Source organism: Rhodococcus sp. T9N (assembly GCF_024436645.1).
GTDB lineage: Bacteria > Actinomycetota > Actinomycetes > Mycobacteriales > Mycobacteriaceae > Rhodococcus_F > Rhodococcus_F qingshengii.
Map to the genome: position 1 here is coordinate 32764 of NZ_JAMSKS010000009.1, position 14873 is coordinate 47636.

Here is a 14873-nt window from a genome sequence, read left to right on the forward strand (position 1 = left end):
GGTCAGGCGGGTACTCGTGTCACCGCGATCGAGATCTAGCGGTCGACCACGGTGGTGTCGAAGTAGTAACGCGACGCTCGGTAGCAGTGGCTGCCGTACTCGACGGCGCTACCTGAATCGTCAAATGCAGTGCGGCTCATGGTCAAGAGGGCAGCACCCACTTTCTCGTCGAGCAATCCTGCTTCTTCGCGAGTCGCCGCCCGAGCGCCGATTCGCTGCCGCGCGACACGGATGTGAACGCCGCGAGTTCGCAAGGTTTGGTACAGCCCCTGCGTCTCCAACTCCTCGGGATCGGGTGCGATGTCCACCGGAATGTAATTGGTCATCACTGCAAGCGGTTCGCCGTTGGTGCTTCGCAGACGCCTGATGGTGGCCACTTCTGCGTCAGGTTCGAGGTTGAGTTCCGCGGCAACGTCCTCGGCGGGAACTCCCACCGTGAACTTGAGCAGCTTGGTCGTCGGCGCCTGGCCGGCCCTCGCAAGGTCGTCGAACAGGCTGGTGAGCTCGACCGGGCGGTGCACCGGACTTTGCACCACCTGAGTTCCGACTCCCCGCTTACGAACAAGTAGTCCCTTGTCCACCAGTTCCTGGATCGCGCGTCGAGTGGTCGGACGTGAGAGATTGAGCCGTTTGGCCAACGCCAGTTCATTCTCGAAGCGATCACCTGGGGCAAGTTCGCCACCGAGAATAGCGCCCTCGATTGCCTGTGCCAGCTGAAAATACAGCGGCACCGGGCTCGAGCGGTCCAACTCGACGGCGAGTGCTGCGACCACGGCCAACTCCGATCTGTCTTGGGAAGGCGCCGTATCGACGCTACTTCTCTCGGCAGTGTATGCGAACACTAACATTCACTTGACCGCAAGTCATAATGTCCAGACAAACTATTGACAATCGCTGTGTCGCGGCGCACAGTTTCAGTCATACATCGGTGCCCTGCGTGGGCAACCCACCACGAACTCTCGGGAGTCAGTTTTGACAAGCATCAACACTCACCAGAGCGGGTCACACATCCCTGACACACCCTTCGACGTGCTTGCCATCGGCCGATCGGGTGTGGACATCTACCCACTTCAGACCGGTGTCGGACTCGAGGACGTCGAGACGTTCGGCAAGTTCCTCGGCGGCAGCGCAGCCAATGTCTCGGTGGCGGCCGCGCGCCTCGGCCGGCGAGCAGCACTGATCTCCGGCGTAGGCAGCGATCCTTTCGGGAAGTTCGTCACACGCGAGTTGGCACGTCTGGGCGTCGACAACAGGTTTGTCGTCACCAATTCCGAGTACCCGACACCGGTGACGTTCTGCGAGATCTTCCCTCCTGACGACTTTCCGCTGTACTTCTACCGCAAGCCGCATGCGCCCGATCTTCGGATCACCCCGGAAGACATCGACCTCGACGCCGTTCGAGCATCGTCCCTCTACTGGTCGACTGTGACAGGGCTGTCCGAAGAACCGAGTCGCAGTGCACACTTCGCTGCCTGGGAAGCCCGCGAACGACGCCCGCTGACGGTCCTCGATCTGGACTACCGCCCGATGTTCTGGTCGACGCCCCAAGAAGCAACCAATCAGGTGCAGCGCGCTCTGGCGCACGTGACAGTAGCCGTCGGAAACCGCGAAGAGTGCGAGATCGCGGTCGGTGAGACCAATCCGAACAAGGCCGCCGACGCGCTTCTCGACCTCGGCGTCGAACTGGCCATCGTGAAGCAGGGCCCGAAGGGCGTACTCGGCAAAACGCGAAAGCAGTCGATCACCGTGCCGCCCAACGCCGTCGACGTGGTCAACGGGCTGGGAGCAGGCGACAGCTTCGGCGGATCACTGTGCCACGGACTGTTGGCCGGGTGGCCGCTGGAGAAGGTACTGCGGTACGCCAACGCGGCCGGCGCGATAGTCGCATCTCGGCTCGAATGCTCCACTGCGATGCCGACCGCCGAAGAAGTCCACGATCTCGCCGAAGCCACAGCCACGGAGGCAGTCAATGTCTGACAAGCTCGCCGCCCGCCCCCTCGCCACCACCTACGCCGAAGTGACGGAACTGCGTGCGAGCGATCCGCAGATCATCGAAAAGGCGTGGGCAGCGCGAACTCCTCGCGCCACTGTTCGAGGCAATGGTCGACTGATGATCGTCGCTGCCGATCACCCGGCCCGTGGGGCACTGTCTGTCGGTGGCAAGCCGACAGCGATGAACAGTCGTACAGATCTGCTCGACAGATTACGCACTGCGCTCGACAATCCCGGAGTCGACGGCGTTCTCGGCACCGCGGACATTCTCGACGATCTGCTCCTCCTCGGCGCCCTCGACGACAAGGTCGTCTTCTCGTCGATGAACCGCGGCGGCCTGGCAGGCTCCAGCTTCGAACTCGACGACCGCATGACGGGTTACACCGCGGCCGGTACCGCAAAGTTCGGTATGAACGGCGGAAAGATGCTGCTGCGTATCGCACTCGACGACGCGGGCACTCTGCCCACCATGACGGCATGTGCGGAAGCCGTGGACGAACTGGCCGCGGCCGGACTGATCGCGATGCTCGAGCCGTTCCTCTCCAGTCGCGTAAACGGCAAGGTGGTCAACGATCTCAGCCCCGACGCCGTCATCAAGTCCATCCACATCTCCCAAGGTCTCGGCTCCACCTCGGCGTACACGTGGATGAAACTGCCGGTCGTCGACGAGATGGAACGCGTCATGGATGCGACCACCCTCCCGACGCTCCTCCTGGGGGGAGATCCGCAGATCGCGCCGGAAGAAACGTACGCAAAGTGGGACGCTGCACTTCAGCTGCCGTCCGTGCGCGGACTGATCGTCGGACGCGCGCTGCTCTACCCACCCGACGGCGACGTGACCGCGGCCGTCGACACCGCAGTCAAGCTCGTCCACTAGAACCGACCTGGCAGGAGCAAGATGTTCAGCAAGTACTACGTCCCCGCCGGATCGTCCGCCGACGGTGATTTCACGACAGTGGTCACGCCGGAGTCTGCCGGGTGGACCGAATCCAGCTTGTGGATACTCGAACTCGCCCCGGGTGCGAACGTCCACCTGCGGTCCGGCGAGAACGAGATCATCGTCGTTCCACTTGCGGGTTCGGCCGTGGTTGTTGCCGAGGGGACGGAGATTCCCCTCACTGGCCGCGCATCGGTTTTCGACGGCCCGAGCGATTTCGCGTACGTAGGACGCGACGCCGACTACTCGGTCAGCAGCGCTGACGGGGGCCGCTTCGCTCTGTGCGGAGCGCGCGCCGGCGCCAAGCTTCCCCATCGATACGGTCCCGCGTCCGGAGTCGCGGTCGAACTTCGCGGCGCCGGAAACTGCAGCCGACAGGTTCACAACTTCGCCACCGCAGACACTTTCGAGGCAGACTCCATCATCGCGTGTGAGGTCATCACCCCCGGTGGAAACTGGTCGTCGTACCCCAGCCACAAACACGACGAGAACAGCGACGTCGAATCGGCCCTGGAAGAGATCTACTACTTCGAGATCGACAGAAGCCCCACCGGGACCGAAGGTTTCGGCTACCACCGCGTGTACGGAACCGCCGAGAGACCTATCGAGGTGCTCGAGGAAGTCCGCTCGGGCGACGTCGTCCTCGTGCCGCACGGCTATCACGGCCCGTCCATCGCAGCGCCGGGCCACCACATGTACTACCTCAATGTCATGGCAGGTTCGGGCGAGATCCGGGCGTGGAACATCTGTGACGATCCGCAACACACCTGGCTACGTGGAAGCTGGGATCACCAGGACATCGACCCTCGACTGCCGTTGCAGTCCCACAACTGACGGAAGTGAAAGCTGTGGCACCCACCAACAACGCAACCGGCAATCGTCCACCTCGCGACGAGCCGACCGTATACCTCACCGTTTCTCAAGCTGTCGTCCGCTTCCTCGCCAACCAGTACACCGAACGCGACGGCCAGCGCACCAAGCTGTTCGCCGGCTGCTTCGGAATCTTCGGGCACGGCAACGTCGCCGGACTGGGGCAGGCACTCTTGCAGGCCGAGATCCAGGATCTCGACGCCGGCCGTGAGCCGACACTCCCCTACGTGCTCGGCCGCAATGAACAGGCGATGGCGCACTCGGCTGTCGCCCACGCCCGCATGAAGGACCGCCTGCAGACGTGGGCGGTCTCGTCCAGCGTCGGCCCCGGTGCCACCAACATGATCACCGGCGCGGCACTGGCCACCATCAACCGTCTACCTGTATTACTCCTTCCCGCAGACACTTTCGCGACCCGCGCCAGTGCCCCCGTCTTGCAGGAACTCGAACTCCCGTCGAGCGGCGACGTCACAGTCAACGACGCTTTCAAACCGGTCTCACGATACTTCGATCGGGTATGGCGCCCGGAGCAGTTGCCGAGTGCTCTGCTCGCCGGGATGCGCGTTCTCACTGATCCCGTCGAGACCGGCGCAGTCACCATCGCCATCCCGCAGGACGTGCAGGCCGAGGCTTTCGACTGGCCCGAGTCCTTCTTCGCCGAGCGAGTCTGGCACGTGGCCCGCCCGCTCCCCGAACGATCGGTGATCGAACGCGCCGCCGCGATCATCCGCTCGGCTCGCAAGCCACTGATCGTCGCCGGCGGCGGCGTGATCTACAGCCAGGCCAGCGACTCTCTATCAGCGTTCTGTGCGCAAACCGGAATCCCCGTGGGGCAGAGCCAGGCGGGGAAGGGTTCATTGGTCTACGACCATCCACAATCCGTCGGGGCGGTGGGGTCCACCGGCACTACGGCTGCAAACGCACTGGCCACCGAGGCTGACGTCGTCATCGGAATCGGTACGCGGTACAGCGATTTCACGAGCGCGTCCCGCACCGCGTTCACCAATCCCGACGTTCGCTTCGTCAACATCAACGTCGCATCACTGGACTCCGTGAAGCAGGGCGGAGTCAGCGTTGTCGCCGACGCACGTGAGGCACTCGACGCGCTGGCACTTGCACTGAACGACTACCGGGTGGACGAGGAATACGCGTCCAGGATCGGTGACCTCGCTCGCGATTGGGATGCGATCGTCGAATCCGTCTACAACCCAGCCGAACCCGCTGCCGACGGGTCACTGAATCAGAATCAGGTGATCGGCCTGGTCAACACACTGTCCGATCCACGTGACGTCGTGGTGTGCGCTGCCGGGTCCATGCCAGGTGACCTCCACAAGCTGTGGCGAACCCGTGATTCCAAGGGGTATCACGTCGAATACGGGTACTCGTGCATGGGATACGAAGTTGCCGGCGGTCTAGGCGTCCGCATGGCGTGCCCCGATCGCGACGTGTTCGTGATGGTCGGCGACGGTTCCTATCTGATGATGGCCACCGAATTGGTCACCGCCGTACAGGAACGCCTCAAGGTCATCGTCATCCTGGTGCAGAATCACGGATTTGCCTCCATCGGTTCACTGTCCGAGTCGCTGGGTTCCCAACGCTTCGGCACGCAGTACCGCTACCGCTCGAATGACGGACGTCTCGACGGAGGGGTTCTCCCGGTCGATCTGGCCGCGAACGCCGCCAGCCTCGGTGTCGACGTCATCCGCGCCAACACCGCTGCAGAGTTCGCCGACGCGATCAAAGTTGCCAAAGCAAGCGACACCAGCACCGTCATCCACGTCGAAACCGATCCGCTGATCGGCGCCCCGGACAGCGAATCCTGGTGGGATGTACCGGTATCGGCCACCTCCGAACTGGAGTCCACCAAGAAAGCACGGACAACTTACGAGTCCTGGAAGAAGATCCAGCGACCCTACCTCCGTCCATCCGAATGAAAATTCCGCACAGCCACACCCCAAACAGCTTGCCCGCGAAAGGAATTTAGACATGAGCGCGATTCGCGTCGGATCAGCCCCCGACTCCTGGGGTGTGTGGTTTCCGGACGACCCTCAGCAGACCCCGTACACGCGATTCCTCGACGAGGTGTCCGCGTCGGGATACGAATGGATCGAACTCGGTCCGTTCGGATACCTTCCGACCGATCCAGCCAAGTTGACGGACGAACTTGGAGCACGCGGCCTGAAGCTTTCGGCCGGTACCGTTTTCGAACACCTGCACCAGGACGATTCCTGGGATGCCGTCTGGAATCAGATCAAGGACGTCGCCAAGTTGACCGCAGCCGTCGGCGGCAAGCACGTGGTGGTCATCCCTGAGATGTGGCGCGACCCTTCCACCGGAGCGGTACTCGAAGACCGCAATCTGACGCCCGAGCAGTGGCGTAAGAAAACCGACGGCATGAACGCTCTCGGGAAGGCAATGCTCGAGGAGTACGGCGTCATGGCGCAGTACCATCCTCATGCCGACAGTCACGTCGACATCGAAGACAACGTCTACAAGTTCCTCGAAGGGACCGACGAGCGTTTCGTGAATCTGTGTCTCGACACCGGCCACATCAGCTACTGCGGCGGCGACAATCTCGCAATTATCAACAAACATCCGGAGCGCATCGGGTACCTACACCTCAAACAGGTGGATCCGGCGATAGTCGCCAAGGTTGAGGCGGAGGACCTGCCGTTCGGTGAGGCCGTCAAACTCGGTGCCATGATCGAACCGCCGCGCGGAATCCCCGACATGCCGCCGCTTCTGGAGGCCATCGAGAAGCTCGGCATCGACGTGTTCGCGATCGTCGAGCAGGACATGTATCCCTGCCATCCCGACACACCGCTGCCCATCGCAGCGCGCACTCAGAAATACCTGTCCACCTGTGGCGTCCCCGCCGTCCGCTTCAACTGAGCAACACAATCGAGGAGTACCACCGCATGTCTGACAACCAGGATCTCCGGATCGCAGTGCTCGGCGTCGGCATCATGGGGGCCGATCACGTCGACCGCATCACCAACAAAATCGGCGGTGCCCGCGTCACCGTCGTCAACGACTACTCTCTCGCCCGCGCCGAGGAAATCGCAGCACTGACGCCAGGGGCGCGCGTCGTCGTCGATCCGTTCGATGCCATCGCAGCCGAGGACGTCGACGCCGTTGTTCTCGCAACCCCGGGCCCGACCCATGAGAAGCAGGTTCTTGCCTGCCTCGAAGCGGGCAAGCCTGTTCTCTGCGAAAAGCCGCTGACCACCGACGCGGACAGTTCGCTCACGATCGTCAAAGCCGAAGCAGCGCTGGGCAAGAAGCTGATCCAGGTCGGCTTCATGCGGCGATTCGACCACGAATACACCCAGCTCAAGGATTTGATCGACAGCGGCGATCTCGGTCGCCCGCTCGTGCTGCACTGTGCGCATCGTAATCCTGCGGTTCCGAAGGGTTTCGACAGCGCGATGATCGTCAAGGACTCACTCGTCCACGAGGTCGACGTGACACGATTCCTGCTCGACGAAGAGATCACCTCGGTGCAGATCATCCGACCGGCCGCGAATTCGCTTGCTCCCGAGGGCATTCAAGACCCACAGATCGCGATATTCGAGACCGAGTCCGGTAGACACGTCGACGCCGAGGTGTTTGTCACCACCGGAGTTGCCTACGAGGTGCGCACCGAAGTTGTCGGCGAACTCGGAAGCGCGATGATCGGACTCGACGTGGGACTGATCCGAAAGACCAAGCCCGGCAACTGGGGTGGGCAGATCACCCCAGGATTCCGCGAACGCTTCGGGCAGGCCTACGACACCGAGTTCGCCCGGTGGATCAAGGCAGTGAAGACGGGCGCCGGCACCGGCAACTACATCGACGGACCAGGTGCTTGGGACGGGTACGCCGCGGCCGCTGTCTGCGCCGCCGGTGTGAAGTCTCTGGAGACGGGTCAGCGCGTCGTCGTGGACATGGTTGCGCGCGACTCTGTGGCCGGAGCTTAGCGATGAAGGTCGCACTCGACCCCACACCTTTCCATCACGATTACTCACTACTCGAGCTACCTCAGGTTGTTGCCGATCTCGGGTACGAGTACCTGCAGCTCACACCGCACGTCGACATGATCCCGTTCTTCAATCACCCGAAAGCCGACGACGCGCTCGTCACCGAGTTCCGGAAGGCCTGCGCGAGTGCGGGAGTCGGCATCGCGTCGGTGCTCCCGGTCCTTCGGTGGTCCGGCCCGGACGAGGACGCTCGCGAAGCAGCCGTGCGTTACTGGAAGCGGGCCATCCAGATCACGGTCGATCTCGGTGTCAACGTCATGAACACCGAATTCTCCGGCCGCCCCGAAAAGGCCGAAGAGTCCGAGCGTGCGTTCTATCGTTCGATGGAGGAACTGGTTCCGATCATCGAACGCGAGGGAATCGACGTCCTGATCGACCCCCACCCGGACGATTTTGTCGAAGACGGACTAGCCGCGATCCGCACGATCCGTGGTGTGAACTCCAAGAACCTCGGCATGGTGATCGTGGCGTGCCACCAATTCCACATGGGTGGGGACCTTCCCGCCATCATGGAGGCCGCCGGCGACATGGTCCGACTCGTTCACGTGGCGGACACCATGGATCATCACCGTTCCCACGGACTGCGCTACATCACCAACCCGCCAGGCAATGCCGTTCGAGTGCATCAGCATCTCAAAATCGGTGACGGAGACGTCAACTGGGACGAATTCTTCGGCGGTCTCGGCAAACTCGGCTTCTACGAACGTGAGAACACCGTGATGGTGTCGAGCGTCTTCGCCGAGAACGAAAACGCGCACGAGGTTTCCCGGTACCAGCGCGAGACGATGAACGACTACGTCGCCAAGTACACCTCCCCGAACTCCTGAGTCACCAGACCACTAGGAAATACCATGACCAGCACTGATACTCGTGTCATCGCGCACTGGCTGGACGGCAAGCCGTTCGCCGGAACGTCCGAGGACACCGCCACCGTCACCAACCCCGCCACCGGACAGATCACCGGCCGACTGGCCCTGGCGAACCTCGAGGACGCCCGCGCTGTCATCGACGCGGCTGCGGCGGCCTTCCCCGCCTGGCGTGACACCTCACTGGCCCGGCGCACACAGGTACTGTTCAGCTTCCGCGAACTCCTCAACGCTCGCAAAGGTGAACTCGCCGAGATCATCACAGCCGAGCACGGCAAGGTTCTCTCCGACGCCCTCGGCGAAATCAGCCGCGGGCAGGAAGTTGTCGAATTCGCTTGCGGAATACCGCATCTCCTCAAGGGCGGATACACCGAGAATGCATCGACCAAGGTCGACGTCTACTCCATCCGCCAACCCCTCGGCCCCGTCGGCATCATCTCGCCCTTCAACTTTCCCGCGATGGTCCCCATGTGGTTCTTCCCGGTCGCCATTGCCGCCGGGAACACCGTGATTCTCAAGCCCTCGGAGAAGGACCCCACCGCGGCGATCTGGCTCGCCGAACTCTGGGCCGAAGCCGGTCTGCCCCCCGGCGTCTTCAACGTCCTCCAAGGTGACAAGCTCGCCGTCGACGAACTTCTGGAAAACAAAGCAGTCAAAGCGATTTCGTTTGTCGGATCCACCCCCATCGCCCAGTACGTCTATGCCACCGGCACCGCCAACGGCAAACGCGTGCAAGCACTCGGCGGCGCCAAGAACCACGCCATCGTTCTGCCGGACGCCGACCTCGACCTCGCCGCCGACGCAATGGTCAACGCGGGATTCGGCTCCGCGGGCGAACGATGCATGGCGATCTCCGCCCTGGTCGCAGTCGGCGACATCGCCGACGAACTGGTTGCCAAGATCGGCGAACGCACCACTCCCCTCGTCACCGGTGACGGCACCAAGAACTCCGACATGGGTCCGCTCGTCACCAAGGCCCATCGCGACAAGGTCGCGTCCTATGTCGATGCCGGCGAGAAGGACGGTGCCACGATCGTGGTCGACGGACGCACAGTTCAGGCCGATGGTGGACCGGACGGCTTCTGGCTCGGGCCCACCCTCATCGACCACGTCACCACCGACATGTCGATCTACACCGACGAAATCTTCGGACCTGTCCTGTCCGTCGTGCGTGTCGATACCTACGACCAAGCCCTCGAACTGATCAACAACAACCCGTACGGAAACGGCACCGCCATCTTCACCAACGACGGCGGCGCTGCCCGACGCTTCCAGAACGAGGTGGAGGTCGGAATGATCGGCATCAACGTCCCCATCCCGGTTCCCATGGCCTACTACAGCTTCGGCGGCTGGAAGAACAGCCTCTTCGGTGACACCCACGCTCACGGGACAGAAGGTGTTCATTTCTTCACGCGAGGTAAAGCCGTCACCAGTCGCTGGCTCGACCCCAGCCACGGCGGAATCAACCTCGGCTTCCCCGAGAACAGTTAGCCGGCAAGACATCTGTGGCCGAGACTCTCGAAGAGGCTCGGCCACAGATGTTTTCGAAAGGTCTACGTGACCGTGGGGTGGTACGTCAGTACTTGAACTCCGGATTCGTACCGACGATCGTCCTTCAACTCGAGGACGATCTTGTCGGCCGATTCGGGGAACACTCTCCCGCCGGACCCGAGAATGACCGGGAAGACCATCAGGCGCAACTCGTCGACCAGACCGGCCAGCAACAACGCGTGGACGAGCGTCCGACTTCCCGCAACCAGGATCTCGCCGTCGATCTGCTCCTTGAGCTTCGGGACAGATTCCTCGATGGGACCGTCGAGCGCCGTCGAGTTGTTCCATTCGAGCGGTTCGGTCGAACTCGTGACGACGTACTTGGGCATCTCGTTCATCTTGTCCGCAAAGCCTTGGTCGTCCTCGCGCTCAGGCCAGGCACCGGCGAAGCTCTCGTAGGTCCGCCGCCCGAGCAGAAGGACGTCCGCGGCGAGGGTTTCGTCGAGTTTGAACTTCATCTGATCGCCCTCCTGGTACGGAAAGACCCATCCAGTGTGCGCATAACCCGGTTCGCCACCGGGAGCTTCCATCACCATGTCCAAGGACACGAATTCTGTCACCACGATCTTGCCCATACCGATCCCCTGTCGTCAGTGCGTGTGCGCCATTCGAGTAGCCGACTACCCCACTGTTACAGACTCTGCGTGGTGGTGGAACTCATCGGCGGCGATCTCCGATTGTCACCACATAAAGACGTCAGCACACAACCCAGGCACCGTTCTCCTTGATCAACGTGATGTCTTCGCGCATCATCTCGGACGGATCCTCGGTGCTGTAATGGCGGGTGTTGGCTGTCGCCGAATCCCCGTTCACGACGATGTTCTCCACTCCGTCCAGCCTCAGACTGGCAAGTGCGTCGTCGAACGGCGACTCTTCGACTCGCGGACTCTCGCTGCGCATCGAACTGCATTGAGTGCTGTCCACTGCCTCCCAGTCCCTTTCGGCCATGAATTCGAAACTCTGACCGACGACCGCAGAGATTTGGCTCTCGGCCGACGGATCCGAATCGCCGGAACATCCGACGACAGCGGTCAATGCTCCAACGAGCGTCATTGCCGCGAGCGTCTGGCGTCCACGCGTGCCTGCGAAGTTCATCCATCCACTATGACCGATGTACAAACCGAATCGCCTGTTTTCGATCCCTCTGCTTGCGTGGCGATTCGGACGTTCCCTCACGTTCGCATACCCTCGTATATCGATGATGTGGCGTCGAAAGTGTGCAGTGGCAGTTGCCGGAACAGTGCTCTCAGGGAGCATTGCGTTTACCGGTGTCGTCGGGACCTCGGGAGTGGCCGGCGCCCAACCGGCCCCGCCGCCGCCCACCACCACCACCGAAGCGCCGTTCACAACACCCAACACCGACAGCTGCCCGTTCACGAGTAGCCCGGCACCGGCGATCGATCTCTCCGAAGCACCCGCGCCCGGATCCACAGCCCCGACTGCTGTCCCGATTCCGGAAAGCCCCGTCGGTGGAGACAAGCTCGGCGAGTGCGGTGTTGTGCTCCCTGACGGCGCTCCCCCGCTCCCGGCCGACATCGCGGCATCAGGATGGGTACTCGCGGACGCCGAAACCGGCGAGGTCCTCGCCGCCAAAGATCCGCACGGTCGCTACCGCCCCGCCAGCACCATCAAGATGCTCTTGGCTCTTGTCGCGCTCGACGAACTCGATCTCGACACCGAAATCACCGCAACGGCCGAAGACGCGGACGCTGAAGGTAGCGCTGTCGGCATCGGCAAGGGCGGCAAGTACACCAACCGGCAACTGATGCAGGGTCTGGTCATGGCGTCGGGAAACGATGCCGCGCATGCTCTTGCCCGCCAACTCGGCGGTGACGCTGCAGCCGTGTCGAAAATGAACGCGCTCGCGGCCGAACTCGGCGCCCTCGACACTCGCACGGCAACTCCATCCGGACTCGACGGCCCGGGGATGAGCAGCTCGCCGTACGACCTGGCCGTGATTTTCCATACCGCCCTGCAGAATCCGACGTTTGCCGGTCTGATCCATACCGAGACCGTCGAATTTCCCGGCTTCCCCAAGGATCCGACGATTCCCGACGATCAGGACCGCCCCGGATTCACTCTCGCCAACGACAATCAGCTGCTCTACAACTACGACGGCGCATTGGGCGGCAAGACCGGCTTCACCGACGACGCCCGCCACACGTATGTGGGTGGCGCGGAGCGTAACGGCCGGAAACTACTGGTGACATTGATGGGCGGCGAAGCCAAGCCGATCCGTCCGTGGGAACAAGCTGCCCGTCTACTCGACTACGGATATGCACTCCCCGCGAGCACAACCGTCGGCTCGTTGACGGACCGATCCACCGACGATTCCAGTCCCGATGTCACTCGCACACCGTCTGCCGCTGCACCAGGCTCGATCTCGGCAGCACCCACCGCTACCGACGCCGAATCCGACACCACTGACCGCATCCTCATCGGTGCTGTCGGTGGAGTAGTGGTGATCGCGCTGGTGGCGGGAGCCGTTGCCCTCAACCGTCGGAGGCGCTAGCGCGGCCGACGACGCATGAAGCCCGAAAGACCCAGGCCGGCAACCGCACCCGTGGCGATCAGCGCAGCCACGCGAGACGGTGAAGCACCGTCACTGACAACGATTCGCGGCGAGATCACGGCGGGATCCGGCGGCGGAACGAACGCCAGGGCCATACTTTCCTTGGTCGTCGCCGCCCACGCCGTGCAGAACAGCAGCATCCGTGACGCCGTGAACACGAACACGAGCAAACCGATGATCGGACCGAATGCCACGCCCGCTGGTCCGTTGGTGACGGCAGCGAGGTAGATCGCACCCACCTGCTTGAAGATCTCGAACACAACTGCGGCGATAAGCGCTGCCTGCGCAGCGCTACGCAGCGTGACAGGCTCGCGCGGCAGCCGGGCGATCACCCACAGGAACACCGCCCACGTCGCCAGGAGTGAGAGCAACAGTGAAATGACTCTGAGCCCCACGCCGACACCGGTGATGTTCTCGAGGTTGAGCCATTTCACGATCTGAGTCGCAACCGGCCCACTGCTCAGCGCCGACATTCCCAGTGAGACGACCATGGCGAGAGCCAGACCGACGAGGGCCCCCGCGTCACCAAGTTTGGTACGTACGAAACCCTTCGGCTCGCGCTTGCTCTCCCACATCGCCGTCAGCGCGTCGCGAACGTTTGCCATCCAACCGAGACCCGCGTACGCGGCACCCAGGAGACCGAAGATTCCGACGCTCGCGCGCGAGTCGATGGCCGAATCGATCAGCGTGTTGATGGTGTCACCCAAGCTGCCCGGAATGCTCTTGGTGATCTGCTCCTGAATCGACTCCAGGTACTCGGGATGCCCGGCCAATACGAAACCGGCCACTGCAAACGCGACCATCATGATCGGAATCAACGCGAGAACGCTGAAGTACGTGATACCAGCAGCGTAATAGTCGCCTTTTTGCTCTTGAAACCGTCCGGCCGCGCGAACCAGATGATCGAGCCAGGGTCGCGCTGCCCGTTGCTTCTCGAGAAAGCTCGGTGCGTCGTCGTCCGTGTCAGCCATTGCCGTCCCCCTCATGTTCGGTCAGGCGTCGTGAGTCCGAATTCGCGTAAGTCAGCCCTTCGGTGCCAGGAATCCGACCTTGTCATAGACAGCGGCGAGAGTGCGTGAAGACACCTCACGGGCGCGGTGCGCTCCAGCCGCGATGATGCGATCCAGCTCTGCCTCGTCGGCAAGGTAACCGTCGACCTTCGCCTTGAGTGGGGTGACGAACTCGGTCAGCACGTCAGCGGTATCGGTCTTGAGGTCGCCGTACCCCTTGCCCTCGTAACCGGCCACCAGAGTCTCGATCGGTACTCCCGAGAGAGCCGACTGAATGGTGAGCAGGTTGCTGACGCCCGGCTTGGCCTGCGGGTCGAAACGAATCTCGCGCTCGTTGTCGGTGACGGCCGACTTGATCTTCTTCGCCGACACCTTCGGATCGTCGAGCAGATTGATCAGTCCGGCCGCACTGGCAGCGGACTTGCTCATCTTCGCGGTCGGATCCTGCAGGTCGTAGATCTTTGCCGTGCCCTTGATGATCTGCGGCTCGGGAACGACGAACGCCTTGCCGTAGCGGGTGTTGAACCGTCCGGCCAGATCGCGTGCGAGTTCGAGGTGCTGACGCTGATCCTCACCCACCGGAACTCGCTGCGGGCGGTACAGAAGGATGTCCGCGGCCATCAGAACCGGATACGTGAACAAGCCGACACTGGCGTTGTCGCTGCCTTGCTTGGCGGACTTGTCCTTGAACTGCGTCATACGGCTGGCTTCACCGAAACCGGTGATGCAGTTCAGGACCCACGCCAACTGTGCGTGCTCGGGAACCTGACTCTGTACGAACAGCGTCGCCCGATCCGGATCGATCCCCACCGCAAGGAGCTGAGCCACCGCAACCTTGGTGCGACGACGCAATTCCTTCGGGTCCTGCGTCACCGTGATGGCGTGAAGATCCGGAATGAAGTAGAAAGCGTCGAAATCGTCCTGCAACGGAACCCACTGCTGCAGCGCACCCAGGTAGTTGCCGAGGTGGAAAGAATCCGACGTCGGCTGGATTCCGGAAAGCACGCGAGGCTTTGCGGTGGGCTTCTGTTCTGCAGGGGTCGACATGGTTCCGAT

14 protein-coding genes are annotated in these 14873 nt (G+C 62.4%); 9 read left to right on the forward strand and 5 right to left on the reverse strand.

The window, feature by feature from the left end:
* Positions 1-35: 35 nt before the first annotated feature.
* Positions 36-773: a GntR family transcriptional regulator gene (locus tag M1L53_RS16305; RefSeq protein WP_054188149.1), complete on the reverse strand. Its 738-nt coding sequence runs from the start codon at positions 771-773 to the stop codon at positions 36-38.
* A gap of 199 nt (positions 774-972) precedes the next feature.
* Here M1L53_RS16305 and iolC point away from each other — a divergent pair, with 199 nt between their 5' ends.
* Genes iolC through M1L53_RS16345 form a run of 8 tightly spaced genes read left to right on the forward strand, consistent with a single transcriptional unit; the run spans position 973 to position 10175 of the window.
* A complete protein-coding gene (gene iolC / locus M1L53_RS16310; protein WP_185744456.1) occupies positions 973-1977 on the forward strand; it encodes a 5-dehydro-2-deoxygluconokinase in 1005 nt (334 codons plus the stop codon).
* On the forward strand, positions 1970-2869 hold the full coding sequence (locus tag M1L53_RS16315) for a hypothetical protein (RefSeq protein WP_054188148.1): 900 nt from the start codon (positions 1970-1972) through the stop codon (positions 2867-2869). Before iolC ends, M1L53_RS16315 begins: the two co-directional genes overlap by 8 nt.
* A 21-nt stretch (positions 2870-2890) precedes the next feature.
* Complete coding sequence (iolB, locus tag M1L53_RS16320) at positions 2891-3763, forward strand: 5-deoxy-glucuronate isomerase (RefSeq protein ID WP_042449658.1); 873 nt, start codon at positions 2891-2893, stop codon at positions 3761-3763.
* 14 nt (positions 3764-3777) lie between these two features.
* Entirely contained in the window at positions 3778-5733 is a 1956-nt protein-coding gene (gene iolD, locus M1L53_RS16325; protein WP_054188179.1) for a 3D-(3,5/4)-trihydroxycyclohexane-1,2-dione acylhydrolase (decyclizing), read from the forward strand.
* Between the two features lie 52 nt (positions 5734-5785).
* Entirely contained in the window at positions 5786-6691 is a 906-nt protein-coding gene (locus M1L53_RS16330) for a sugar phosphate isomerase/epimerase (RefSeq protein WP_007727370.1), read from the forward strand.
* Positions 6692-6717: 26 nt separating this feature from the next.
* Positions 6718-7758: a Gfo/Idh/MocA family protein gene (locus tag M1L53_RS16335; protein WP_054188147.1), complete on the forward strand. Its 1041-nt coding sequence runs from the start codon at positions 6718-6720 to the stop codon at positions 7756-7758.
* A 2-nt stretch (positions 7759-7760) separates the two neighbouring features.
* Positions 7761-8645, forward strand: coding sequence for a sugar phosphate isomerase/epimerase family protein (locus M1L53_RS16340; RefSeq protein ID WP_054188146.1), 885 nt, complete (start codon positions 7761-7763; stop codon positions 8643-8645).
* A 24-nt stretch (positions 8646-8669) separates the two neighbouring features.
* A complete protein-coding gene (locus tag M1L53_RS16345; protein ID WP_021332500.1) occupies positions 8670-10175 on the forward strand; it encodes a CoA-acylating methylmalonate-semialdehyde dehydrogenase in 1506 nt (501 codons plus the stop codon).
* 62 nt (positions 10176-10237) lie between these two features.
* On the opposite strand, the gene M1L53_RS16350 is transcribed toward M1L53_RS16345, so the two are convergent.
* Both M1L53_RS16350 and M1L53_RS16355 read right to left on the reverse strand, forming a co-directional pair.
* Positions 10238-10810: a dihydrofolate reductase family protein gene (locus M1L53_RS16350; RefSeq protein ID WP_003940686.1), complete on the reverse strand. Its 573-nt coding sequence runs from the start codon at positions 10808-10810 to the stop codon at positions 10238-10240.
* Between the two features lie 121 nt (positions 10811-10931).
* Entirely contained in the window at positions 10932-11330 is a 399-nt protein-coding gene (locus M1L53_RS16355; RefSeq protein WP_054188145.1) for a hypothetical protein, read from the reverse strand.
* A 103-nt stretch (positions 11331-11433) separates the two neighbouring features.
* Between M1L53_RS16355 and M1L53_RS16360 the strand changes: the two genes are divergently transcribed.
* Positions 11434-12747, forward strand: a complete 1314-nt coding sequence (locus M1L53_RS16360) for a D-alanyl-D-alanine carboxypeptidase family protein (RefSeq protein ID WP_082920581.1) — start codon at positions 11434-11436, stop codon at positions 12745-12747.
* Here M1L53_RS16360 and yhjD read toward each other — a convergent pair.
* Entirely contained in the window at positions 12744-13778 is a 1035-nt protein-coding gene (gene yhjD, locus M1L53_RS16365; protein ID WP_050654860.1) for an inner membrane protein YhjD, read from the reverse strand. The genes M1L53_RS16360 and yhjD overlap by 4 nt on opposite strands.
* A 51-nt stretch (positions 13779-13829) precedes the next feature.
* Complete coding sequence (trpS, locus tag M1L53_RS16370) at positions 13830-14864, reverse strand: tryptophan--tRNA ligase (RefSeq protein ID WP_003941025.1); 1035 nt, start codon at positions 14862-14864, stop codon at positions 13830-13832.
* Positions 14865-14873: the final 9 nt, after the last annotated feature.